Origin of the sequence: Ornithinibacillus bavariensis, assembly GCF_050433565.1 — a bacterium.
In the GTDB taxonomy this organism is placed as follows: domain Bacteria; phylum Bacillota; class Bacilli; order Bacillales; family Amphibacillaceae; genus Ornithinibacillus; species Ornithinibacillus bavariensis.
Map to the genome: position 1 here is coordinate 34537 of NZ_JBNPWZ010000006.1, position 23227 is coordinate 57763.

Annotated in this window: 26 protein-coding genes; 11 read left to right on the forward strand and 15 right to left on the reverse strand. The window is 37.1% G+C overall.

Features of this window, described 5'->3' with window-relative positions:
- Positions 1 to 50 precede the first annotated feature (50 nt).
- Together HNR27_RS11515 and HNR27_RS11520 are read right to left on the reverse strand one after the other, a co-directional pair.
- A complete protein-coding gene (locus tag HNR27_RS11515; RefSeq protein WP_429339844.1) occupies positions 51 to 1076 on the reverse strand; it encodes an ABC transporter permease in 1026 nt (341 codons plus the stop codon).
- Complete coding sequence (locus tag HNR27_RS11520) at positions 1073 to 1801, reverse strand: ABC transporter ATP-binding protein (protein WP_429339845.1); 729 nt, start codon at positions 1799 to 1801, stop codon at positions 1073 to 1075. The genes HNR27_RS11515 and HNR27_RS11520 overlap by 4 nt, the downstream gene beginning before the upstream one ends.
- A 172-nt stretch (positions 1802 to 1973) precedes the next feature.
- Between HNR27_RS11520 and HNR27_RS11525 the strand changes: the two genes are divergently transcribed.
- Together HNR27_RS11525 and HNR27_RS11530 are read left to right on the forward strand one after the other, a co-directional pair.
- On the forward strand, positions 1974 to 2444 hold the full coding sequence (locus HNR27_RS11525; RefSeq protein WP_429339846.1) for a hypothetical protein: 471 nt from the start codon (positions 1974 to 1976) through the stop codon (positions 2442 to 2444).
- A gap of 88 nt (positions 2445 to 2532) precedes the next feature.
- Positions 2533 to 2730, forward strand: a complete 198-nt coding sequence (locus tag HNR27_RS11530) for a hypothetical protein (RefSeq protein ID WP_212920746.1) — start codon at positions 2533 to 2535, stop codon at positions 2728 to 2730.
- A gap of 46 nt (positions 2731 to 2776) precedes the next feature.
- On the opposite strand, the gene HNR27_RS11535 is transcribed toward HNR27_RS11530, so the two are convergent.
- From HNR27_RS11535 to HNR27_RS11545, 3 genes are all read right to left on the reverse strand, one after another.
- Positions 2777 to 4726: an FUSC family protein gene (locus tag HNR27_RS11535; RefSeq protein WP_429339847.1), complete on the reverse strand. Its 1950-nt coding sequence runs from the start codon at positions 4724 to 4726 to the stop codon at positions 2777 to 2779.
- Positions 4727 to 4884: 158 nt separating this feature from the next.
- The gene (locus HNR27_RS11540) at positions 4885 to 5712 is read right to left on the reverse strand and encodes a squalene/phytoene synthase family protein (protein ID WP_429339848.1); all 828 of its coding nucleotides are present in this window, start codon (positions 5710 to 5712) and stop codon (positions 4885 to 4887) included.
- A 194-nt stretch (positions 5713 to 5906) separates the two neighbouring features.
- Complete coding sequence (locus tag HNR27_RS11545; protein WP_429339849.1) at positions 5907 to 6923, reverse strand: hypothetical protein; 1017 nt, start codon at positions 6921 to 6923, stop codon at positions 5907 to 5909.
- Between the two features lie 205 nt (positions 6924 to 7128).
- Here HNR27_RS11545 and HNR27_RS11550 point away from each other — a divergent pair, with 205 nt between their 5' ends.
- Positions 7129 to 8283, forward strand: a complete 1155-nt coding sequence (locus HNR27_RS11550) for an AI-2E family transporter (RefSeq protein WP_429339970.1) — start codon at positions 7129 to 7131, stop codon at positions 8281 to 8283.
- Positions 8284 to 8428: 145 nt separating this feature from the next.
- On the opposite strand, the gene HNR27_RS11555 is transcribed toward HNR27_RS11550, so the two are convergent.
- The 5 genes from HNR27_RS11555 to HNR27_RS11575 form a co-directional block, all read right to left on the reverse strand.
- Positions 8429 to 8578, reverse strand: a complete 150-nt coding sequence (locus tag HNR27_RS11555; RefSeq protein WP_212920750.1) for a hypothetical protein — start codon at positions 8576 to 8578, stop codon at positions 8429 to 8431.
- 148 nt (positions 8579 to 8726) lie between these two features.
- Positions 8727 to 9233 carry a GNAT family N-acetyltransferase gene (locus HNR27_RS11560; RefSeq protein ID WP_429339850.1) on the reverse strand — a complete coding sequence of 169 codons (507 nt, stop codon included), beginning with the start codon at positions 9231 to 9233 and terminating at the stop codon, positions 8727 to 8729.
- A gap of 12 nt (positions 9234 to 9245) precedes the next feature.
- Positions 9246 to 9755: a GNAT family N-acetyltransferase gene (locus HNR27_RS11565; protein WP_429339851.1), complete on the reverse strand. Its 510-nt coding sequence runs from the start codon at positions 9753 to 9755 to the stop codon at positions 9246 to 9248.
- Positions 9756 to 9834: 79 nt separating this feature from the next.
- A complete protein-coding gene (locus HNR27_RS11570) occupies positions 9835 to 10836 on the reverse strand; it encodes an HAAS signaling domain-containing protein (protein WP_429339852.1) in 1002 nt (333 codons plus the stop codon).
- Complete coding sequence (locus HNR27_RS11575; RefSeq protein ID WP_429339853.1) at positions 10823 to 11182, reverse strand: PadR family transcriptional regulator; 360 nt, start codon at positions 11180 to 11182, stop codon at positions 10823 to 10825. The genes HNR27_RS11570 and HNR27_RS11575 overlap by 14 nt, the downstream gene beginning before the upstream one ends.
- Before the next feature lie 757 nt (positions 11183 to 11939).
- Here HNR27_RS11575 and HNR27_RS11580 point away from each other — a divergent pair.
- The gene (locus HNR27_RS11580) at positions 11940 to 12407 is read left to right on the forward strand and encodes a YaiI/YqxD family protein (RefSeq protein ID WP_429339854.1); all 468 of its coding nucleotides are present in this window, start codon (positions 11940 to 11942) and stop codon (positions 12405 to 12407) included.
- A 74-nt stretch (positions 12408 to 12481) separates the two neighbouring features.
- Entirely contained in the window at positions 12482 to 12670 is a 189-nt protein-coding gene (locus HNR27_RS11585; protein WP_212920756.1) for a DUF4177 domain-containing protein, read from the forward strand.
- Between the two features lie 54 nt (positions 12671 to 12724).
- Here the strand turns inward: HNR27_RS11585 and cypC are convergent, their stop codons facing one another.
- Positions 12725 to 13984, reverse strand: a complete 1260-nt coding sequence (gene cypC / locus HNR27_RS11590) for a CYP152 family fatty-acid peroxygenase CypC (protein ID WP_429339855.1) — start codon at positions 13982 to 13984, stop codon at positions 12725 to 12727.
- Positions 13985 to 14112: 128 nt separating this feature from the next.
- On the opposite strand from cypC, the gene HNR27_RS11595 reads away from it, so the two are divergent.
- The 5 genes from HNR27_RS11595 (at position 14113) to HNR27_RS11615 (ending at position 19003) form a co-directional block, all read left to right on the forward strand.
- On the forward strand, positions 14113 to 14685 hold the full coding sequence (locus HNR27_RS11595; RefSeq protein WP_429339856.1) for a TetR/AcrR family transcriptional regulator: 573 nt from the start codon (positions 14113 to 14115) through the stop codon (positions 14683 to 14685).
- Between the two features lie 104 nt (positions 14686 to 14789).
- Positions 14790 to 16892 (forward strand): MMPL family transporter, encoded by a 2103-nt coding sequence (locus HNR27_RS11600; protein ID WP_429339857.1) that lies wholly within the window; start codon positions 14790 to 14792, stop codon positions 16890 to 16892.
- A gap of 105 nt (positions 16893 to 16997) precedes the next feature.
- The gene (locus HNR27_RS11605; protein ID WP_429339858.1) at positions 16998 to 18140 is read left to right on the forward strand and encodes a conserved virulence factor C family protein; all 1143 of its coding nucleotides are present in this window, start codon (positions 16998 to 17000) and stop codon (positions 18138 to 18140) included.
- Positions 18130 to 18627 carry a GNAT family N-acetyltransferase gene (locus HNR27_RS11610; protein WP_429339859.1) on the forward strand — a complete coding sequence of 166 codons (498 nt, stop codon included), beginning with the start codon at positions 18130 to 18132 and terminating at the stop codon, positions 18625 to 18627. Before HNR27_RS11605 ends, HNR27_RS11610 begins: the two co-directional genes overlap by 11 nt.
- Positions 18599 to 19003 (forward strand): hypothetical protein, encoded by a 405-nt coding sequence (locus tag HNR27_RS11615; protein WP_429339860.1) that lies wholly within the window; start codon positions 18599 to 18601, stop codon positions 19001 to 19003. Before HNR27_RS11610 ends, HNR27_RS11615 begins: the two co-directional genes overlap by 29 nt.
- A gap of 112 nt (positions 19004 to 19115) precedes the next feature.
- On the opposite strand, the gene HNR27_RS11620 is transcribed toward HNR27_RS11615, so the two are convergent.
- The gene (locus tag HNR27_RS11620; RefSeq protein ID WP_212920763.1) at positions 19116 to 19688 is read right to left on the reverse strand and encodes a biotin transporter BioY; all 573 of its coding nucleotides are present in this window, start codon (positions 19686 to 19688) and stop codon (positions 19116 to 19118) included.
- 180 nt (positions 19689 to 19868) lie between these two features.
- Positions 19869 to 20255: a VOC family protein gene (locus HNR27_RS11625; protein ID WP_212920764.1), complete on the reverse strand. Its 387-nt coding sequence runs from the start codon at positions 20253 to 20255 to the stop codon at positions 19869 to 19871.
- A 40-nt stretch (positions 20256 to 20295) separates the two neighbouring features.
- Between HNR27_RS11625 and HNR27_RS11630 the strand changes: the two genes are divergently transcribed.
- On the forward strand, positions 20296 to 20631 hold the full coding sequence (locus HNR27_RS11630) for a DUF3889 domain-containing protein (protein WP_429339861.1): 336 nt from the start codon (positions 20296 to 20298) through the stop codon (positions 20629 to 20631).
- Between the two features lie 355 nt (positions 20632 to 20986).
- Here the strand turns inward: HNR27_RS11630 and uppS are convergent, their stop codons facing one another.
- Positions 20987 to 21697: an undecaprenyl pyrophosphate synthase gene (gene uppS, locus HNR27_RS11635; protein ID WP_429339862.1), complete on the reverse strand. Its 711-nt coding sequence runs from the start codon at positions 21695 to 21697 to the stop codon at positions 20987 to 20989.
- 16 nt (positions 21698 to 21713) lie between these two features.
- Entirely contained in the window at positions 21714 to 23177 is a 1464-nt protein-coding gene (locus HNR27_RS11640; RefSeq protein WP_429339863.1) for a DUF4153 domain-containing protein, read from the reverse strand.
- Positions 23178 to 23227 lie beyond the last annotated feature (50 nt).

Consider the following 23227-nt stretch of genomic DNA (forward strand, 5'->3'; position numbering starts at 1 on the left):
TACCTTCATGATACGATATTACAGACCTTAGATACAACTTGATACGTTGTTTATATTTTTCTGTACTTTCTTAATGCTAGTATGTTTAACACAATGAAAAGTATGGAGAATCCGAACAAAACGATTAGATCCATATAAATATCCGGGAATCCATAACCACGAACCATGACATCGCGTAGTGCTGCTGCTGCATAATAAAGTGGCGTAATTGGACCAATCCAGCTCAACCAATTTGAAATTGTCTCCAAGTTAAATAATCCTGAAAAAAATATTTGTGGTACAACAATAATTGGAATAAATTGAATCATTTGCAATTCATTATTAGCAAATGATGAGACAAGAATCCCCAAGGTTAATGCCGTGAAGGATAGCGCTAAAATAATGAGAAGTAAATAGATGAAAGATCCTTCCATCATCATTCCCAGAACATATATTGCATAGGACGCAATAAGGGCTGATTGAACCATGGTTATAATACCAAATCCAAGGACATACCCAACTACAATCTCCCATTTACGAATAGGTGTTGAGAGAAGACGCTCTAACGTCCCGGTGGTACGCTCTCGAATAAAGGAAACTCCTGCAATAATAAAAACAAAAAAGAATACAAAGAAACCTAATAATACAGGTCCAAAATAATCGAACTGCCCCATGTCACTTGAGCCGTGAAGATAATGAACATCTAAGGGTGATTGTGCCCCATCAGTCAAATTGCTAAAGGTCGACTGTATCCATTTTATGGTTGCCCCGTTTACTGTGGGATCACTCCCTTCCAAATGAACGGATAACTCTTGATTCGAAAAATTAATATACCCGTCAAGCTGTCCCTCTGTTAAATCACGCTTGGCGGCCAAAAGATCATCATATTCCGTTATACTAGCATCGGATAAATCTAACGTATCTATCATTACATCCGGAATTCCAACAAAGCCAATTTTAGGTTCATAATTGTCCCCATTAAAAACAAGATACAGCATAGACAAGACGAGGATGGGAGCTAATAATAGCATTCCGATGGTTCGTTTATCACGAATAATTTGGCGTAGTATCCTTATCATTAATGCTTTCACTCTCATATTCCTTCACCCCCGTATGCTAAAAAGGCTTCTTCTATTGAAGCAGTACTCGTTCGTTGCTTCAACTCCTGAGGTGTACCTACAGCAATGATAGAACCATCACGCATTAAACCAAGTCGATCACATTTTTCTGCCTCATCCATCACATGTGTAGTTACAATAATAGTTGTTCCTTTTTTATTCAAATGAAAAAACGCATCCCAAATTCGCTTGCGTAAGACGGGGTCAATACCAACAGTCGGCTCATCCAGTATCAGTAGCTCAGGCTCATGCAAAAGCGCAATAGCTAATGACAGTCTTCGCTTCATTCCACCCGAGTAATCAGAAACTAGTTTATATAAGTGATCCGTTAAATCTACTAGTTGCATTACTTCTTGGATTCTTTCTTGCTGTCTTTTTCCTTTTATTCCATACAAATTAGAAAAGAATTGGAGATTTTCTTTAGCTGACAAATCCTCATAAAGTGCATCGGATTGTGCCATATAGCCAATACGATTAATAATTTTTAGATCTGGCATTCTTTGATTTAAAACGATGTTAGTGCCTGAGGTTGGAATATCTAAGCCCGATAGCTCCTTAACTAATGTGGTCTTTCCAGCTCCCGATGGACCTAATAGACCAAAAACCTCTCCCTCTTTAATATTCAAATCAAGATTTCTCAGCACAATATGTTTTCCAAATTGCTTTGTTACATGTTGAACAGAAACACAAATTTTCTCCATCATATCATCTCCTCGGTAGTGAGTGATTACTCACATTAAATATACCTTCTTTTTCTCAATTTGTAAAGTGAGTAATCACTCATAAAAGTTTTAGAGCCCATTCTTGCCTAATAAACTCCCAATCTAGTCATATTTCCCATATATTAAATCGAATACGTTTTGAGGAGGAGTACGAGTGAATTATTTTGAATCACAATATGAGGATGAGAGGCAATTTAATATGCCTGGACAATTCCCAGGCGGTGGTCAAACTGGAGGATTTTTCCCAGGAGGACAATTTCCAGGATTTCCTGGCGGAGGGCAGACAGGGGGATTCTTTCCTGGTGGAGGGCAAACAGGAGGAACTTTTCCAGGAGGACAATTCCCAGGATTTCCTGGGGGAGGTGGGCAGACACAAGTTCCTACTTCACCACCACCTTCCTTTACACCACAGCAGCCACAATTTCAGACATTTGCTGTTGACCCAGGAGCTATTAGAGGATGCCTATTCCGAAATACATTTATATGGTTAGAGAATGGAACAGGATTCTGGTTCTTCCCAACCTTTGTAGGAAGAACCTCTGTAGCTGGATTTAGATGGCGGTTCAATCATTGGTCTTACTTTGGCATTGATTTGAATCGTATTGCTTCGTTCCAATGCTTCTAAGCTAGAAGCCTATTTCACGAGTTTTATAATGGTATAAAAAACAGATACCCCTTCTTCTGCATAAGCTATAGTGGAAGGAGGGATATCTGTGTTGGATAGAATAGTTAGCTTGTATATCGCAGCTATTTTGGCTGGATTTGCATTAGCTTTTGTACCCGTATCGGCACTTATAACCGCTCAATTTAAAAGCATCCTAATACTTGTTGGTGGAATTATCATTGTTATATTTGCAATTGCAATTATACTTCTAGCATTAAAAGCACTCTTAGAAAAGCTTTTTAAATAACTGAATTACTTATTATCTCCATAGAGACCCGATGTGGTCTCTCTTTTTATGATAAATTGGTTATAGACCGTTCCCTAAGCTGGAGGGCTCCCTGTAAATCTTTTATTTCTTTTACAATATGTGGAAACCCATCAATCTGTGGTATTTCTCTAATGGTTATCTCCTGATTAAACTCTGCCGACTTTGCCATCATTTCAAATACTAATAATAGCTGGGCTAAATCTGCATCGGTAAGGCATACTCTTTGGTCAACCTTCATAGCAGCTACTAACAGGTTACCCAATTGCTCAACAGAGAATATTACTGGCCATATATATTCCAGTGACCGTTTATCAGCAGACACCTCCCCTAAGGCTGTTGTAAATAAGATAAGTAAATTATTTAGGTTTGTTTGCATCTTCCTTAATTCACTGCTGTCTTTCAGTGCTAATCCTTTTGGTTTCTCAGAAAAAAGTAATACCATAAATTGTATTTGACTGCGAATTGTCTTCGCCATTGTATGTGCTAGCCTACTGGATGCAGATTGTCTCCCAATAATATACATACCAATTAATCCAATCATACAGCCTATGAGAATATCTGTAATCCGAATCATAGCAAAATGTCCCACATCGAATATTTGCGTGGAGTTCTCTGTCATAAATATAGCAGTCGAGGTTACGAATAATACAGCAAGTGCATAATTTATCGGTATTAACAGCTCTGTTAAGAAGGTTAGCATTAAAATATATAATGCAATTAATAACCCATCTGGTTGAAAATGCAAAAGAGCAGTGGCAAGAAAGACTCCGATAATTGTTCCAGTTGCACGTTGAATAGAACGGTGAAACGTGGAAATGACCGTTGAACCGAGCATAACAGCTGCACAGGATAAAGGAATCCAATAGGAACGTTCAAACCCTAATGTAAAGGCAATTAATAGCGCTATGAAAAGAATAACACCGTATCGTATAGAAGATAGAAAAATGATAGAATTTCGATGGACTGATCCTTTGAATAGCCTTCTAATGGGAGGTATCATTATTTTAGTTTTTTCTGGTATCTTTTTGGAGGTGCCATTTATAATTTTTTTTACTTCTTTTACGTTATTGGCAACCTCTGAATCTCCCACACCGTCTAAACTATCTTCCTTATCATCATACTTATCTAGCTTATCAATTCGAGTCGCACACGTTCTTATGGTATGAGCTATTTGTGGCGAAAATCTTTTTTCACCAGTAGCACAGGTTTTTAAGACATTCACGTACATAATATTTGCTTCCTCATAAAGTAAGTACAGCTTCTTATACAATGCCGATTTGTCCCAGGAGATGTACCCGGCATGAATGATTGATCCTGCTTCTTTAATTCGCATTAATGTTAGATGTCTTGCCTTTGAAAAGTCATTGGTATCAACTGCTTCTATAAAATCAGCCAGTTGCATATACAACCGCTTTAAAGCAAGCGTTTCAGGACCTCTAGGCTTAAAAAACCACCCAACCATTGCAACGGCCAACGATAATAATCCTCCCAGTAGCACAAACCAAGACCGTAATAATGCCTGTGATGGATCAATTGGCATCGAGGTCGTAATCGTAAAGGCTAGAACAAAGAAAATTGCGGCTGGCCCCGGTAGCCTTAACACTCCAAATACAAACGTTACGAAAGCCCCAGCTAGTGCTACAACGATGGCTAAAATATATGGATAGGGTGCTAGCAGTGTTCCTATCCCAACCGTAAAGGATAGACCTAATAAGACAAAGAAAAGCTTCTTTGCACGTAATGCATATGGCTCATTAAACATATAAAGATATGTAAAGCTCCCTAGACTTGCTAATAACCCATAAGAGAACTCCCCAGCTAAAACCGCAATAAATATTGGGATAGAAGCACATAAACCTGCACTAAAGGCCTTCACCCATGGTATAGGATTTTTCTTAAGTTCAAATGCTTGTTTAATGGAATGTATAAAACCAGTCGAAGGCTTCGAGAATCCATTGTGCCTTTTTTTACTCAACTATATTTCCCCTCTTTCAGGCAGTGTATCGTGTTTAGACTTCCCCTCTGTATATAAAGACATGTATCGTATACGAATGGTTAAGTTACATTTTTGTAGAAAGAAAGTTTTCATATTCGCCTTTTTCCCCAAAAGAAATAACACAGCAATAGGCCGTGTTATCTATTATCATTATTTAAGATTTCATTAACGGTCATTTCTACTTCTTGGCGAGACATTTTTTCGTTGCCACTTTTTAGCGCATGGAGTGTACGGTAGGCTAGTGCCAGAGGAATCCTACAAAAGAGAATAATATTCTTCGTCTTAATCGATTTCATGTATTCATCTGCTTTAGCTAGATTCGCTTCAGCATATTGGAACATATCCTCCCTGCTCCAATTATTGGGAAAGAACCTTACCCCTCGGTCTAAATCCTCTTCCTGATTTCTAAGGACATTAACAGCTTGCAAACCTCGTCCGTATCCAATTGCCAATTCGGGCACAGTTTCGGTATTATCATACCATTTCCAGATGTCCGATAACATTACTCCTACAAGACCAGCAACGTAATACGTATAATCATCTAAATCTTCTTTCGTTCTAATTTGCCAATTCTTTTCTACCCAATCTGCCATCCCATTTGCCATAATACTTGTAGATTCCAAAACCTTATCAACAATACCTTCGGGGCAAAAGGCAATCCAATCACCTAAGCGCTTTGTTACCTCTGGTAATTCATTTTCATATGGTTTAATTATTTCCCCATAGGCCACCGAACTAAATTTACCTTTCAGTAATTCGCCTGTGGATCTTAATAGATATTGTTTTGTTTCTGGATCCAGCTGCTCATGATCTTCTATTTCATCTATTGCTCGCATACAAAGATAAGCAGAACCAACTGTTTTTCGTAATTTTGGTTTAAGAATTTTAATTGGGATATAAAATGTTCTGCTAGTCTCTTTTAGCATCTGCATTGCTTCTTTTTCTAACCTCGTAACGTCATTCAAGCTGGTATATCCTCCTTAAAACTAATACATAGGGAAAAGAACGTGTATGAAAGGGATTCCTGGAAAGAAAGCCTCCCTTAGAATCCCTTGATAATATCAAAACCTGCATCATTATTTATATATTATTCGTTAACATACATTAAGTATAACAAACTTTTTTGAGGATTGCTTGAAATAACTCACTTATCCGTTTTCTAATCCATGCTTATGGTTACTTTTTGACTAATTGCTTTACCATCATCTTTCTTATAAACAAGGTCACCTGATAACCTTTCTCCATTTTCGCCATAGGCTTCGATTACATGTTTACCATTATTTCCATCTGCAGGATCAACCTCAATCTTAATATCATACTTAGAAACACCCTTTATTCTACTATCCTTTTCTGGATCCTTGATGTACATTGTTGCAGTTCCATCAGGATTGATGTATGTAGAACCACTAAATCCAGTAGTAATATAATTTGGAATATCTGCAGTTCCGCGAATAAAGGTATCCTCTATTAAATTACTTTCAATTTTAATTACCACATAATCTTCAAACTTTTCTACAGTTGGTTTCATCCAAACAGTTGGATTTCCTAAATCATCCGGTTTATTCCATTCTGGTTCTATAATTGAAAAGGATTGTGATTGACCATCAAATACAATGGTGTTACGAAAGGATGCTTTGCTATACATTTCATCCTCATAGGAGTCATAATAAATCCTAGCAAATCCCCCTTTGATACCTTCTGAATAATGCTCCTTTATTTTGTCATCAGATTGATCACCCGTTTTGAAAGAGAGTTCCACATGTAATAATCCCTCAAACCCATCAGGAACGCCCGCTTCTATTTCAAAGGTTCCATTACTATCAACATTTCCAGAGCCATCTCCCCCGATAAAAGTCCCTTCTTCAGGACTAATATCTAGTGTTAACCGCGATTCCGGTAATAAATTAGTTACTCCTTTAGCAATAACTTTATTGCCCTCTAATTCAATTTTCCCCTCAAACCAGACCTGTAAATCTCCTTGGTCCTTCGGGGCATTTGTTCCCTCTACTTCAAAGGAAACTTCTTCCGATTCCTCTTTCTCTTCACTGTTATTTTGATTGTTCGATTTTTGTTCCGTTTTGTTTTCCTTTTTCTCTGGTGAATCTACATCATTTTTTCCACAGGCTGTCATTAAGAACAATACGCTAAATAATATGATCAATTTTTTACTTTTCATATTCTAAAAGAACCTCCGCCATAGTTATGATTATTCCAATTATAATCATAGGCATAGGTCCAATCTATCAGCAACAGGTCTTTTTTCTCAATTTTCCAACCAATTATCCTACATTTTGACTAAATATCAGTTATAATACTCCTATGGAGATGGAATAAATCTACTTCTTCTACTATAATGAAAAATAAAAAGGAGTCCCAACTTGATGAATTCTGAAAATCGCTTTATTAAATTCCTTGGGGGGAAAAATGTCGTTTTTGCATTGTTGTTACTAATTTTAATAGGATTTACGATTTTCCTTTATGAAAAGATATCCTATATTTTTAACCCATTACTTGTTATTTTATCAACGATAACTCCCCCAATTATTCTAGCGTTTATAGCTTATTATCTACTGAATCCTATCGTGGACTTACTAGAGCGTGTTAAGATTAAACGAATCTGGGGAATTGTAATTATTATTATCGGGATAACTGGTCTGCTAACAGGTTTAATTCTACTTATTGCACCTGCTATTGAAGCCCAAGTCACCGATCTAGTAAAGACTTTACCAAAATATGTACAGCGCCTGTGGCTTGATATAAATGACTGGCTAGAAAGTTCCTTTGTTGCCGCATATTACGACGAGGCCTATAATTGGGTCGTTTCAAATTTCAGCAATATTCCTGGCATCATTGGTTCTTATTTAGGAAATGCGTTTGCCGGAGTAAAAAGCTTCGCCAGTACCGTAACGAACTTTGTCGTGGCAATTGTAACCTTTCCAATTATTCTTTTCTTCTTACTTAAGGATGGAGATCGATTTAAAGCATATTCTTTACGTTTATTGCCACCAAGGTTTCGTGATGATGTAAATCAGATCTTGAAAAATATGGACGCACAGGTGGGTTCCTATATTCAAGGTCAGATTATTGTTGCTTCTTGTATTGGTATTCTGTTGTATATTGGGTATTTAATTATTGGATTAGATTATGCCATTACACTCGCAATTGTTGCAGCATTACTTAGTGTCGTTCCATATCTTGGACCGACCATGTCAATTATTCCTGCTGTCATTATTGCTATTGTGGATTCCCCATTAATGCTACTAAAGCTTGCAGTCGTATGGGTAGTGGTACAATTTTTAGAGGGTAACTTCATATCACCAAATATTATGGGGAAAACAATGAAGATTCATCCATTAACCATTATTATCGTTCTTCTTGTTGCAGGGAATTTGTTCGGATTAATTGGGGTAATCCTTGGTATTCCAGGATATGCCATTCTTAAGGTGCTAGTAACCTATGTGTTTCAGAAATTTAAAGAACGCTATAATCGATTTTATGGCAAGGATTACGGTGCCTATCAGGAACAAGAAAAATAAATTAAAAGGTTGTTTCTACGGGAAATCCCAAACGAAACAGCCTTTTGTTTTCCTACGTCAATGCATTAATAAATACTTGGGGTTCACTATTTTTCACTTCTTATATTGCTTCGATTCTACCATGCTAAACTGGTTCCGTTTTAATTTAATCATCCTTTCGCAATACCAATATCGACAAAATCCCGAGGCCAAAACCTACTGCGCCACCTGCTTCAGTATTATGAAAAAACATCCCGATACCTGTACCTGCAATTAAAAATCCCAAAAATGCTAAACCACTTCTTACATAGTTCATATTTAGAACCCCCAATATATAATGTCATAATTACTATATTCAAAGGATTCTATTTTGGTTAATCATTCATAAATTAAATTTTTATTGATACATTGACCTTTCAATAGCCTTGTTAGCTGAATAAGGCTAGTAACAGAGACATTTTCGTCTAATCGACACCTACTATACTACTTCTCCGTTCTAGTAACACAACATCACGCCACTTATTATTTAGCTTTCCCACTCTTTTTCTCGTTCCTACAATTTCAAAGCCATTTCGGATATGCAGGCTCATACTAGCAGTATTTTCCGGAAAAATTAATGCCTGCAGTGTCCATAGTCCTTCTTCTTCACTTGCTTTTATTATTTCTTTAAGTAATAAAGAGCCTACTCCCTTACCGGAACTATTGGTCGAAACATAGATACTCACTTCTGCAACCCCACGGTAAGCTTCCTTATGAGCTGACTGACTTAGTGCTGCCCAGCCTATGACCTGTTCACCATAGCAAGCAACTAAACGACAGCCTTCGAGATGACCATTGTCCCACTCTTCCCAGGAGGGTGGTTCCGTATCAAATGTTGCGTTACCAGTCTCGATTCCCTGTCTATAAATTTCTTTGACACAAGACCAATCCTTCTTCTTCATCTGCTGTACAAGTACTGGTTGATTTTCCATAATAATCTCACCTTAGCTGTTGGTTATTTTTATCCAAAATCTTCTTTTAACTATTCCATCTATGTCTGTTTCCGATTGATCCTCTATACCACCATTATTTAAAATAACCTTTGCAGAACCAATATTATCCTCATCACAGGTGACTAAACATTCATTGATCCCTATATCCTTACACTTAGCTAAGGCTAATTTTAAAATTAATGTGGCATAGCCCTTTCTTCTTTCTGGTGGTCGAACACTATAGCCGATATGGCCACCAAAACGAAATAAAAAATCATTTAATTCATGGCTAATATCTACCATCCCAAGTATTCTATGATTCTCATTTACAAGAAAATAGTTCGTACATGGAAGCCATTTACCATGACCATTTTCTCTCTTAGTTAATGCTTCTAAATACATTTCATAGCTTTCAAATCCAGCTAAATCAAAGCTACTCGGTACCATTCTAGCTGGTCCCCACTCTTCCACATATTCACGATGCTCTCTCTCCCACTCTATAGAAGGTCTAACGAATTCCATTATCTTCCCTCCCAATAAAAACAACGAATTGATTATTTTCTATCATAATCAATTCGTTGTTTATTGGAAAGAAAAAAATTTAAGCTTTTCGAGCTTTTATGAACCCATCTACGATATCCCATACAAGCCCTATTAAAAATAAAGCTACAATGATTCTAGTGCTATTTACCCAAATAGATTCTACTACTCTAAAGCCCTCCGAACCTTCCGTAACGAGTCCAGCCTGGACTAATTCCATCATAAAATTAGGATTCCAAAACGCTTGACCAGTGATTAAGAAAAAGGCAACAACCATTGAGAAAATGTTTATCACTGCGGTATAAGCAACTAATTTCATGGTCCATTTACCCGAAATTAATTTTAAACACTCTTTCACTATAAAAATAGCCAATAACAGTATTACAAATGGCATATATTGTGAAAAGCTTTCTTCATTTAAAAATGGAATTACTTGTTGGAACCCTTTATCACTAAATCTATATATTCCAAAAAAGTTACTAGAGAACGCAAATAAAACGATAATTATTACATAGAATACAATACCTGTTATTGGCTCATATCTCTTAATCTGTTTTTTAGGATGTGGAATAGGCTGTAATTTAGTAGGATCCCACTTCTCAAACTTTAATTCATCTGCCTTCAATCCCCCACCATATTGGACAAGCATAAATGTTAATGCCACCCAACCAAGCGCTTGTGGAAAACCAGTTACAATGGTAACGATGAAGCTCACAAAATGATCTAAAATATTTGCCGGGTCTAAAACTGACTCAATGACAAATATAATTCCTAATCCAACTGACATTGATATTAATACGATCTTCAAGACAATTAAAAAGGGATCGTATAACTCAGGACCAATTATATACTTCTTTGTTCCACGATATTTTTGGGCCATTTCTCTTGGACTACCTAGTTCCAGTAGAACCTCATTAACCATTTCATCAGAAATATCACCTGCACCAGCCCGTTCCTCCAGCATATCCTCAATTAAACTCCTTAGTTCAGCTGCAATATCCTCTCGTTGTGATTGCGGCAATTTCTGAGTTACCGCATAAATATACCGATTAACCATCTCCATTTTTATCTACTCCTTTATTCGTTATTAATCCTTCCAAACTCTGGACAATACTCTCCCACTCTACACATAATTGTTCAAATACCTTTTTCCCTACTTCACTAAGCACGTAATATTTCCTTGGTCGAGCCTCATTCGTATCCCATTTGCTTTCCAGTAAGCCTTGTTTTTCTAACCTTCTTAATAATGGATACAATGTACCTGGCTCCACATGAACCCCCTTTTCCTCCAGCAATGACACTAGTGAGTAACCGTACTTCGGACTTGATAGCTGGCTTAAAACTCCTATTGTAATGGTCCCACGTCGTAATTCAAGCATTAATTTATCAATATGCTCTTTCTCGTTCATCCTCATCAACTCCTATTGTCATTATAGTGTATGACGCACACTATTGTAAAGTGAATAATATTAATAAAAAAATCATAATTGGTTTAGCATACCAATTATGACCTTATTGTGTTCTGGCAATGGCTCCTTTGCTTACCGATTTTAGCTCCTTCGACCATTATTCGGGTCGCAATGGTGCTTTTGCTTACCGATTTTGGACTCTCCTATCATTATTCGGGACGCAATGGTGCTTCTGCTTACCGATTTTGGATCCTCGACCATTTTTCGGGACCCAATGGCATTTTTGATTACCGATTTCGGACCCTCGACCATTTTTCGGGACCCAATGGCTCCTTTGCTTACCGTTTTCGGACCCTCGACCAATTTTCGGGATCCAATGGCGATTTTGATTACCGATTTTGGATTCTTCGACCATTATTCGGGTCGCAATGGTGCTTTTGCTTACCGATTTTGGACTCTCCTATCATTATTCGGGACGCAATGGTGCTTTTGCTTACCGATTTTGGATCCTCGACCATTTTTCGGGACCCAATGGCTCCTTTGCTTACTGGTTTTAGCTATTCACTGTTTCAATACTAATTTAGTTATTTCGTGTTTTGTAGCTCGTAACCTTTGATCTTATAATTACCATAACTACGGAAAAGGAATAACGTTAACAAATTTGGCACCTACCACTCGTTACCCCGTTTAGATGAATTGACAAATCAGTTAAAATCTACTTACATGAAAGTAGTCTATTTGAAACGGAGATATCATTATGAAAATATATGTTGACGCAGATGCAAGTCCAGTGAAAGATGTCGTTATCTCAGTTGCTAAAAAATTTGATTTGCAGGTAGTATTAGTCAAAAGCTTTAGCCATTTTTCTAATGAGGAAACAATGGGGGGAGTGGAAATAATCTATGTTGATACAGGTGCAGATGCTGCTGACTATCGTATTATGCAATTAGCTAAAAGAGGGGATTTAATTATCACACAAGATTACGGGCTCGCTTCGCTTGGGTTGGGAAAAGGTTGCTTCGTCTTACATCACATGGGATTTGCTTATACGAATAAAAATATCAATCAGTTACTTGAAACTCGCCACCTCAGTGCAAAGGCGAGAAGAAGTGGGCTAAAAACAAAGGGTCCTAAGCCATTTACTGATGAGGATAGGAATAAGTTTCGCTTCCTATTAGAGAATACAATTCGTGAAAAATTAACAAACGAAAAGAATCTAGAATAATCCGTTATTTATTCCGAGTCCCAAAGCGAGTACAATATAATTATTCTAGGAAATTATTGGAGAGGGGAACCACGATGTATGAACATAAATTTGTAAAAATAAATCTATCTACGTTTAAACTCAACCCTGAAGAGGATTATCATGAGGTTGTTTATGAACATGAAAAAAATGGTTGGGAGCTCGTACAAATATTTGCACCAGGTATCAAAGGATATGGAGTACCTTCTTTTTTCGAGCTTATCTTTAAACGGAAGATTGATTAATTCGTACTTTAACATTCCGCGGGGAGGAGGAAACCCCGCGGAATGAGGTTTACTTTATAGTTTTTTTACCCGACTTATAACAAATCTACTCTGGGGAAGGCTTGGGAATCGTAGCATACTATATCGCAGATCCTGCTTTGGTACTTGGTATTCCATTTTATTAACGAATATATCAAGTGCCACCTTCATTACTTCAATTGTCATCCACTCTCCGGGACAACGATGTCCTCGATAATAATCTCCTCCTCCCTGAGGGATAAAATCATAGAAGCTTTCCTCTCGATCTTTGAATCGTTCTGGAAAAAATGTATTCGGGTGCTCCCAAATATCCGGGTGACGGTTTGTTCCGTAAATATCTAGTAAAACCAGATTTCCTTTCTTAAAATCATGTCCATTCCAAAGAAAATCCTCCCGTACCCGCGCGGTTAATAACGGAAAGAACGGGTAGTATCGTCTGACCTCTTGTATAAAGAGTACGGCATATTCTCCATCACCATTCATTAGCTTCTCTTTTTCTGATGGATGTTCATATAAGGCCAAGGCGACGAAGGTAATATATACAGAAATGGCAACAATCGGCCTTAGTATATTTAATAGCTCTACAGCAACGATTCTTTCATTTAATAATTCTCCATTCATATCCTGATACCAAGCCATTTTATAAAGGGCTGTATCCTTACTACCTTCTACTTTACCTTTACGCGTTTGCTGGACGAGCTGTTGTAACCAGCTCTCTGCCATATTCCGTGACACCCTTCCCTTCCAATGCCTTACTCCGATAGCACCGGCACTATCAAACATTGCCTCTAATTCATTGGCTACTTTCCCTAACTCATCTTGCTTAACAGGAATACCTGCCCATTCACAGGCTGCCGAGGTTAATAGCAGAACCATTTCATTATAGAGAACTACTTCTTCATCATTTGACCAGCGGTCTATAGCATTGACAAGTTCTCTTTCTATCAATCGATTCATGTCCTCCAGCCTTTCTTTTGTCATCAAGGACATGAATAATTCCTTGCGGTGCCTATGCTTTTGATCATCTGTAGTTTGTATACTGTTCTCACCGAATAAGGTTTGGCGTAGCCTTTTTGGTGCTGCACCATTTCGAACGAACTTCTCTTCATCATAAAATACCTTTACAGCTTCTTCCCCAGCAATACAAATTGCCTTTTGTCCACCAAGCAGCCTTGTTTCAAAAATATCCCTTCCAAATTTATTTCTACGATTGGTTATGTAGTTATAGCCCTCTATAAGTAATTTAGCTGTATTATCAATTCCTTTATCAACTGGTATTTGTTCTCGGTATGGCATTCATATCCACTCACTTCTGCAAATAGTTTTATTTCATGTATAGTCTGTTTTCTGTTCGCAGCTTTATACACAAATAGAATTATTTTACTCTTTTACGAAGTTCTTTATAATAAAGTAGAGGTGAGAACATGGCACGTGAACGTAAAATTTCTACAGAAGAACTTTATCAAACAACAAAACAATTACTATTAGATCGTGGTTATGATGGCTACACCTTTACTTTACTTGCTAATCGATTAGATGTATCAAGAGCAGCCATATATAAATATTATGAGAACAAGGAAGAACTATTAAGTGAATACATGGTGTATGAATTACAGACCTTCATAGATAATCTTAAAATAGTAAATCAAGAAAAATCCTTTTTTGATCAGTTTCATGCATTATTCAACTATATCTTCAATGATATGAGCATATATAGAATTAGGGAAATTGGGATGCAGATTCCTACCGTCAACCAAAAGGTAGCTGAGAACAAGCATAAATTAGAAAAAATGCATAATCAGTTGTATACTTTGCTTCAGAAGTTCATAGAATTTGGTAAAAGTGAAAAAGTACTGAAAGAGGATCTTCCATCCAGCTTAGTTTTGGGACTTATTTTCCAGACGGTTAACATTCCAAATCTTGAAAGAATTCCCCATTCGGAGTGGGTGGAAAAAATGAAAGAAATCATGTGTCACGGAATGTTCAACAAAGAATAATTGACACTGGTGTAACTTTAATCAATAATAAAATAGCGGTAATACCGTTATTTTTCGCTCCAAAGTTACACATGTGTCACTTTATATAGAAAGGACTTTTAACCATGAGAAAATTGTTACAAGCTATAACAGATAAGGTCTCTACGAAGAGAGGAATGTGGATTACCTTCACTATTTGGATACTTTTCACGGTAATATTGACTGTCTCGATGCCAAGTGTACGGGATTATCAGGTTGCCAGTATTGAAAGGCTACCAAATGACATGCAATCCGTCGTTGCCAATGAAAAAATGTCTACCTATTTTGGGGATAGTGAATTATTACCAGCAATCATCGTACTGCAATCAGAGGGTAAGGTTACAGTAGAGGATCTGGCTGCCATCTCAAATCAAGTAATCGAAGAAGAGCTTCATGGTGTAAAAGAGATTGTTCCATTCGGGATGTTACCTGAACAAGCAACTAATCCATTCTTCTCAAAGGACCGGAAGACAGCGATTATTCCTGTCAATCTAGACTCCAATTTAGATACACCTGAAATAAAGGTTACTTTGGAAAAAATTAAAACTATTATTAAGGAACATACTGATTTATCAGCCTCTATTACAGGACCTGCCGGGATTGCTGTCGATACAACTGACCTATTTACTCGGGCTGATATTGTTTTAATCATGTCGACAGTAGGAATTATCTTAGTTCTACTTATGGTTATCTATCGTTCACCATTAATTGCTCTTATTCCTTTAGTAGCTGCTGTATTTGTGTACCAAATAGTTACACAGCTTCTTGGGTTATTTGGTAAGGCTGGACTTTTAATGAGTACACAGTCTGTATCGATTATGTCTGTCTTACTTTTTGCAGCTGTAATCGATTATTCCTTATTCGTATTTTCTCGTTTTAGGGAAGAATTGAAACAACACGAGGATAAAAATACCGCAATGAAACTAGCAATGCGTGGAACTGGATTACCAGTTTTTTATTCCGGTGGAACAGTATTCCTCGCGATGATAATTTTAATCTTTGCAGAGCTTGGGGATTATAAAAACTTTGCACCTATTTTCGGTACGGCATTAATCGTTATTATGATTGCATCGGTTACCCTCGTTCCTGCTTTATTTGCTATCTTTGGAAGAAAGTCCTTTTGGCCAGTCATTCCACGAGTTGGAGATACAACGGTAAAGCCTAGCTCCATTTGGAGTAAGGTGGGGGGCTTTGTTATCAGGAAACCAATTGTGTCTATTGTAGCCGTTGGCGTGTTTATCTTCGTTAGTGCTTTATATAATTTTAACCTTAAATATGAGTTCGATTTAATAAAATCCTTTCCAGATGATATGCCATCTAGAGTGGGTTATGAGATCTTAGAAGAAAAATTTGCAGCTGGGGATCTTGCACCAACTACGGTTATCGTTGAAGCGAACACCCCGATACCTGAAGAGAGTCAGCAAGTACTATTAGATAAGCTCTCTAAACAAGACCATGTCAGTAATGTAAGATTAGAAAACATAACCGAGGATCAAAAGGTTGTATCGTACAGTTTAACCTTTCAGAATAGCCCATACTCCTTAGAGTCCATTGATGCATTAGAGACCATCCAAGGAAATACAGAGAAGTTACTCAACGCTAGTAATCTAGAGGGAGAGATATATTTTGCTGGTGAGACAGCAGCCTCTCTAGATGATCGCAACACCAATAATCATGACTTAGTCCTCATTGTATTACTAGAAACCATATTAATCTTTGTCATGCTCATTTTCTTAACAAAGTCATTTAAAATGCCGCTGTATATGATGGGTACGATATTAGTATCGTTCTTTGCAGCATTAGGTCTAGGATTGTTTTTAACGAATCTACTCTTTGGCATTGATACAATTAGTGACCGTGTGCCAGTTTATGCATTTATTTTCTTAGTGGCGCTTGGTATTGATTACAACATCATTTTAGTTTCAAGATTTATGGAAGAACGTCAAAGGCATTCGATAAAAGAGGCTACGCAAATTGCCGTAGCAAACACGGGCGGTGTAATATCCTCAGCAGGAATTATTCTAGCCGCCACCTTTGCAGTGCTCATGACACAGCCAATTCAACTACTGTTTGTGTTTGGATTTATTGTCGCTGTCGGAATATTAATTGATACCTTCCTTATTCGGGGAGTCTTATTACCAAGTTTGATTGTGTTGTTTGAACGAGATGAGAAGAAAGAGAAAGCATAGTAAAAAAAGAATTTCCAACATGAAAATACTAGCTTAATAATGGATAGAGTAATCCCCCTTTGATAGAATGAACCGTAACAAACGATATTCTAAGGGGGATTTTTCATGAAAATAGTTTCCATCGAACCAACACCAAGCCCATATTCAATGAAGATAAATGTAAATGTAGAAATGCCGGACGGAAAAACAGAGAATTATAAGCTTGGTGATGATTTATCACATGCCCCTTCGTATATACAAGCTCTTTTTTCCATCAATGGTGTGAAGGGAATTTACCGTGTAATTGACTTTATTGCCTTGGAGAGGGATGCACGCACCCCATGGGAGGAAATTCTACCAGAAGTTGAGCGTACGCTTGGTTCCGTAGAAGCAGAAAGTAGCCAGCTAGTTAACACAAATTCATCTGTAGATGAGCATTATGGTGAGGTAAAAGTTTTCGTGCAAATGTTCCGGTACATTCCAATACAGGTTAAGCTTGAAGAAGGTGACCATGAATATCGATTTGGCCTTCCTGATCGATTTATGAATGCCGCAATTGAAGCAGCTACCGCTTCCGACAACATGCTTGCCGAACGAAAATGGGTAGAGCATGGACCTAGATATGGTGATGTAGAAGAAATTGGAAAAGAGGTAGTAGAAGAAATTTCTGCTGCTTATGATGAGGAGCGTCTACAAGAACTTGTTCAATATGCATTAGACAATAAAGCAGCCCCTCCCCGTTGGATAAAAGTTACACCAGAAATGTTAGACCATCCAGACTGGCGGGAACGCTATGCCGCTCTTGATAAAATGGATCCAACGATAGAAGATTTAATCGTGTTGGATAAAGCGCTTGATGATGAGAAGTCCTCCATACGTAGACTTGCAACAGCATACCTTGGCATGATTGGTGATAAGGCGGTACTTCCTCTACTGTATAAAGCATTAAGGGATAAAGCGGTCAATGTGAAACGTACAGCTGGTGACTGCTTGTCCGATTTAAGCTATACGGAAGCAATCCCCGAAATGATAAAGACATTAAAGGATAAGAGCAGATTAGTTCGCTGGCGTGCTGCCATGTTCTTATATGAAATAGGAGATGAAACGGCAATTCCAGCACTACTAGAAGCTCAGAACGATCCGGAATTTGAAGTTAGAATGCAGGTGAAAATGGCTTTAGACCGAATTCAAGGTGGAGAAGAAGCTAAAGGCTCGATTTGGCACCAAATGTCCAAGCTGATTCAAAGGGAGAATGAAAATGAAGGTTAGAGAAGCAGGGCCTGCCGATGCTGGTAAACTTACACAACTAATTCAGCAGGTGGAAAAGACCTCACAGTATATGCTATGGGAACCAGAGGAACGTGAAATTCAACCAGAAAACCAACGAAAAATGATTGAGAGGTTCCAGTTGGAAGAAAACTCTACCATTCTAATTGCGGAAAATAACAGCATGTTAGTTGGTTATTTATTTGCTATCGGTGGTGATGCACAGCGTAAAAAGCATTCTGCCTATCTGGTAATCGGCATTCATGAAGCGTATAGAGGTACAGGTGTGGGCACTTTATTGTTTAACGAATTAGACAAGTGGGCAGTTAAGAATAACATACACCGTTTAGAGTTAACCGTGGTCACACGTAATATAGCTGGACTTTCACTTTATCAGAAGTTTGGCTTTGAGATTGAGGGAACAAAAAGAGATTCTTTATCGATAAATGGGGAATTTTTTGATGAATACTATATGGCAAAGTTATTCTGAAGTTATCGTAATACTGTTGATTTATAGTGGACTCATGACTTACTTTCTAGTGCCTTTTCAAAAGAAAACACAAGCACAAAATGACCAACTGAATCAGAAATCCTTTAAGTCTGTTTTTAAAGATAGTTTAAGGGAATTGGTTTTTCACAAAAAAGCTATTTTTGCTCTGGCTTTATTAGGGTTTTCACTACTTTGTATTTGGTTAGTATATGATGCCAATGAATCCCATTATAATGAACACAGCGGTTACCCGCCAATTAGCACCAATTTAGAAGCGATTTATTCGATATGTGGTTTAATTATCTATACCGTTATTCTTTTATTCGTTCTCGGTTATAGGAGGACATTAAACGTTTTAAAGGTCCTGAAGAAGTAAGTATTTTTTCCAAGATAGATATTTACCTCAAAGCTTGTCGTTCAAAAGGAATCATCCACCAATCTAATAAGTGGTGGATGACTCTTTTTTTATATAACTAAAGGTTCTCGTCTTAAACAGCTTTTTTCTTTTGTGTGACAACAAGTAAATTTGCCTGTAGCAACCTTCTCCTAACAACAATCCCTGCCCAGCTTGCTAGGAAAGCTTTAATTACTCCTACCACTAGGAAAGGATAAACCCCGGCTACAAGCGCTGCGTTCCAATTTAAGTCTAACACAAATTTTAATTGGATGGTTCCAAACGCAAGTGTGATAAGCATCCCAATAATATTGGCTACAAATGCTAACGGAATAGTAAATTTAGTTTTTTCTAATATAAACCCTGTAATAAAAGCAGCCACAATAAATCCAAAAACATATCCCCCTGAAGGTCCAACCAAAACTTGTAATCCAGCAGCAAATCCAGCAAACACAGGCACACCAATTGCCCCAATGGCCGCATAGCAGATCATCGCCAATGCCCCTTGGCGACTTCCAAGAACAACCGCAGCAATACCTACAGCAAGTGTTTGTCCACTTATTGGAATTAGTGGCAGTGGAATCTCAATTTGCGCTAATATCCCCGTAATAGCAGCAAATATTGCAACATTCATCATAACCCTTAATTTCCTACTTTGTTCATGCATATGTACATCCCCCTTTAACGATGTCGACAGCAATTGCTAATTTGGCTAGCTACCAGATTATAATATGGGTTTCTTTCATTTGTCAACCTTATAAATTATAGGTTAACAATTCATCCATTTAAAATCCATGCAAAAAAAACCACACTTCATCGGCGAGGTTGAAAATAATTGTTCATATGATTATTTTTTAAGAATTTCCTTAGCTCTATTAGCCTCTTCCTCTTTATTTAAATACTCAAACAAACCAATATAATTCCCCCAAGGATCTGAAAATGTACACCACTTAACAGGTACTCCCTCCCTCGAGTGTACCTCAACGTCTTCTATTTCAAGATCCCTTAATTTATCTCTCATATCCTCAATACTAGTAACGGCCAATCGAAGCGGACCACTTCCTACACTTGGTTTTCCCTCTGCTACTTGTAGCCAACTACCAGGAATTAGCTCCCATTCTGCAAATCCTTCATGTGGTATAAAGTCAGGTTCTTTTCCCAATAATAGTTGATACCAGTGTAATCCTTTTTGAAAGTTAGCTACACGTATTTGTATCGTTATTTCAAATACCATTACCTTCACTCCATTTATTTTATTAAGCGAGGTTGAAACAATGAAGCAATTAATAAAATTACTACTATCTACTTACTTATGCTTTGGAATTTTTACCATGGAACAAACAACTGACCATGTTTATGCCCAAAAGGAAGTGCCTAGCTACGCCAAATGGGGTCGTATCGCCATGGAAAAGACAAAGGAAAGGTTTCCAAATGCTGAAATTGTTGATTACCTTCATATCGGTAGAGAAAAAGGGGTGGATACATCAACAGAAACCTTTAAGCTTTGGCTGGAAGAACCAAAAAAAGAATTTGGCGTTTTTGTTGATATTACCTTTAACAACCTTACAGAAGAAATAATTCGTATTAAATTTCGTGAGGTCTCTAGTTAAATATTAAATTATTCATTTTCGTCTTTTTTCTTTTAGGTTGCTATTATGGTTAATCTAATAGCCATATTATTAAATTCTGACGGTGTTTCTGTCTATTAGAGGACAGCTATTAGACAGCTTTCCTCATTTTTATTTATTTTTGTCTTATAGAAGGAGTCTAATAGACAAATTCACTCTTTTCAACATCGTTTTGTCTATTAGAACTGATCTATTAGACATTTTCACCAATTTTTGACGTTTGCTGTCCATTAGAACCCTTCTATAAGCCATATTCATTATTTTATTTCAGTTTTTGTCCATTAGGCAGGCCAGTCACACGAAATCTCTCTAAACTAGAACCTTACTAAAATTCTTCTCACCCAGCCCATTCATCAGCACAATTCATCCTTCGTTTATTTACATCATGAATTGCTTTTATTAACATTTCCCTTGTAAAGTCTGGGAAGAGAACGTCCACAAAGTATAAGTCTGACATAGAGGACTGCCATAATAAGAAATTACTTACTCGTTTTTCCCCACCGGTTCGAATAACGATATCGGGATCAGGTAAATTCTTAGTATATAGGTATTTCTGAAACGCATTCTCATCCATATCATCAAGTGAAATGAGCTTGTTTTCCGCATCTTGTATAACATGACAGATTGCTTGAAGAATCTCTTTTCGACTACTATAGTTCAAGGCAAAATTTACAATTAGCCCAGTATTACTTTTCGTTTTCTCCATCGCCTTTACCACCGCATCACGAGTTCCTTTAGGTAAATTATCTACATCGCCCGAAATATGAATTTTAATATTGCGTCTCATAAATTCAGGTAGCTTTTGATTAAAGAATTTAATCGGTAAGTTCATTAAATAATTTACTTCATCCTTTGGTCGTTTCCAGTTCTCTGTAGAAAACGCATATAATGTCAAAATCTTTATACCTAGCTCAGCACTTGCATCAATGATTTTTTCCATTGTTTGTGATCCAGCATAATGACCCTCACTTCTTGTAAGACCTCGACTTTTTCCCCATCGTCCATTTCCATCCATGATAATTGCTACATGATTTGGAATTTCATTCATTCGTATACCTCCTCCTTTACTTTAATTCAAGTCCTCGGAGTCTCTCCATTACTTGCTGCCTTTTGAAATTATAAGACTGCCATGTATTTGACTCAATTTCATGGAGTATTTCCTTCTGCTCTCGTAACAACATCCTTAATTCAGGATAATATGGATCCTTTTCATATAAGGTGATTAATCCGTCTATTCCAGAGAATGACAATCCGTTTAAATAATAAATATCAATTTTCCCAGTTTGTTCATATCTCTCAAGGTTATTTTCCACAATCATTTCTTCCAAATTAATGGCATTCAAGCCAGTGTAAAAAATTAGGCCGGCAATCATATAAAAATGTAGTAACGAGATTCCCTCGAGCCATACTCGAATGAGTGTATAAGCAAAAATGACCAGCAAAAATAGCATAAAGGTGTGCGCTAAAATTCGGTCGATTGTAAAGCCGTAAGCCTCTTCATACAGGGTTAATCTCATATAGGCAGAAGCAAGCATGATCCCGCTTGAAACTATTAGTAGAGAATACATAACCTTTATAAAATATGCCAATGCTTTTTTTGCAGGCTTAACGAATTTCAAGAAACATAAGAGTAAGGTCCAGTTTATTAATGTAACTAATATGAGCTCAAAGAAGCCTCTTCTAGCATATTCGGCATATGTGAAGTTCTCCTGTATTGCATTCCCAAAAAAATATTTAAATTGAATCACGACAAATAGAAGATAAACACTATTTAATAAAACTAAAATAGTGGCTGCCGTTATCCCGTCCCAGCTTGCTTGTTTTTTGTCTAAAATCGGTTTCACTATAATTGGGGTATATTTTTTCTTAAGTACCTGAAATGCCCCAAAGAACAATAATGTTGCGATCACAACTACAAGGAGGCGGAAAAAGCCTTCTAGAAAATTGAATTTAGTAATAAAGTTAGGTACCGTCATTACCACATTGCCAAACTTCTCATCTGCTAACATGAGTAAAGCAGTAATAAACAGTAATAAAGGAATACCAATTAATAATCCATAGATAATCCGTTTAATTGCTTGGGTTGTTTCTTTTTTCATTTGCTTAAACAAGGTACGCTTCCCCATCAGCTTGATATAACGCTTTACATAGCTAAACATCTGGGAGAACTTATTCATGACTTGGTTAAAAAAGGGAATTGAAATCCAGTCAACCTTATTTGGTGTTGTGATTAATACAATGTGTATGAACACCAGAATAGGAATTACGATAATGTTCAACAGATAAAAAGTTTCATTATCGTAGAACAAGTAGGATGCAGATAGCACCCAGATAACTACCATTAACAGTAGCCCGATACGACGATGATTAAACGTAAATCCAAATCGAAAATAGAACACTGCGTAAAATGCTGCTATAAAAATCGGATAGGAGATTCCAATCATTCCATGGAAAAAGCTTAATTCTGCTAGTATACCTAGCCCTAAACATACAATTAAAAATAACATATTTTTTTGGCGTTGCTTCATGTCACGTCACCATCCCCTTGTTTATCTATATACATAGAATATCTATGCAT

What these genes read in the sequence shown, in the direction of transcription:
- HNR27_RS11585 (WP_212920756.1), top strand. Translation starts at nt 12,482, where the DNA reads ATGTATGAACATAAATTTGTAAAAATAAATCTATCTACGTTTAAACTC.
- HNR27_RS11515 (WP_429339844.1), bottom strand. Translation starts at nt 1,076, where the DNA reads ATGAGAGTGAAAGCATTAATGATAAGGATACTACGCCAAATTATTCGT.
- HNR27_RS11620 (WP_212920763.1), bottom strand. Translation starts at nt 19,688, where the DNA reads ATGCATGAACAAAGTAGGAAATTAAGGGTTATGATGAATGTTGCAATA.
- HNR27_RS11550 (WP_429339970.1), top strand. Translation starts at nt 7,129, where the DNA reads ATGAATTCTGAAAATCGCTTTATTAAATTCCTTGGGGGGAAAAATGTC.
- HNR27_RS11555 (WP_212920750.1), bottom strand. Translation starts at nt 8,578, where the DNA reads ATGAACTATGTAAGAAGTGGTTTAGCATTTTTGGGATTTTTAATTGCA.
- HNR27_RS11595 (WP_429339856.1), top strand. Translation starts at nt 14,113, where the DNA reads ATGGCACGTGAACGTAAAATTTCTACAGAAGAACTTTATCAAACAACA.
- HNR27_RS11560 (WP_429339850.1), bottom strand. Translation starts at nt 9,233, where the DNA reads ATGGAAAATCAACCAGTACTTGTACAGCAGATGAAGAAGAAGGATTGG.
- HNR27_RS11640 (WP_429339863.1), bottom strand. Translation starts at nt 23,177, where the DNA reads ATGAAGCAACGCCAAAAAAATATGTTATTTTTAATTGTATGTTTAGGG.
- HNR27_RS11625 (WP_212920764.1), bottom strand. Translation starts at nt 20,255, where the DNA reads ATGGTATTTGAAATAACGATACAAATACGTGTAGCTAACTTTCAAAAA.
- HNR27_RS11600 (WP_429339857.1), top strand. Translation starts at nt 14,790, where the DNA reads ATGAGAAAATTGTTACAAGCTATAACAGATAAGGTCTCTACGAAGAGA.
- HNR27_RS11570 (WP_429339852.1), bottom strand. Translation starts at nt 10,836, where the DNA reads ATGGAGATGGTTAATCGGTATATTTATGCGGTAACTCAGAAATTGCCG.
- HNR27_RS11630 (WP_429339861.1), top strand. Translation starts at nt 20,296, where the DNA reads ATGAAGCAATTAATAAAATTACTACTATCTACTTACTTATGCTTTGGA.
- HNR27_RS11605 (WP_429339858.1), top strand. Translation starts at nt 16,998, where the DNA reads ATGAAAATAGTTTCCATCGAACCAACACCAAGCCCATATTCAATGAAG.
- HNR27_RS11575 (WP_429339853.1), bottom strand. Translation starts at nt 11,182, where the DNA reads ATGAACGAGAAAGAGCATATTGATAAATTAATGCTTGAATTACGACGT.
- HNR27_RS11520 (WP_429339845.1), bottom strand. Translation starts at nt 1,801, where the DNA reads ATGATGGAGAAAATTTGTGTTTCTGTTCAACATGTAACAAAGCAATTT.
- cypC (WP_429339855.1), bottom strand. Translation starts at nt 13,984, where the DNA reads ATGCCATACCGAGAACAAATACCAGTTGATAAAGGAATTGATAATACA.
- HNR27_RS11580 (WP_429339854.1), top strand. Translation starts at nt 11,940, where the DNA reads ATGAAAATATATGTTGACGCAGATGCAAGTCCAGTGAAAGATGTCGTT.
- HNR27_RS11615 (WP_429339860.1), top strand. Translation starts at nt 18,599, where the DNA reads ATGAATACTATATGGCAAAGTTATTCTGAAGTTATCGTAATACTGTTG.
- HNR27_RS11565 (WP_429339851.1), bottom strand. Translation starts at nt 9,755, where the DNA reads ATGGAATTCGTTAGACCTTCTATAGAGTGGGAGAGAGAGCATCGTGAA.
- uppS (WP_429339862.1), bottom strand. Translation starts at nt 21,697, where the DNA reads ATGAATGAAATTCCAAATCATGTAGCAATTATCATGGATGGAAATGGA.
- HNR27_RS11545 (WP_429339849.1), bottom strand. Translation starts at nt 6,923, where the DNA reads ATGAAAAGTAAAAAATTGATCATATTATTTAGCGTATTGTTCTTAATG.
- HNR27_RS11610 (WP_429339859.1), top strand. Translation starts at nt 18,130, where the DNA reads ATGAAGGTTAGAGAAGCAGGGCCTGCCGATGCTGGTAAACTTACACAA.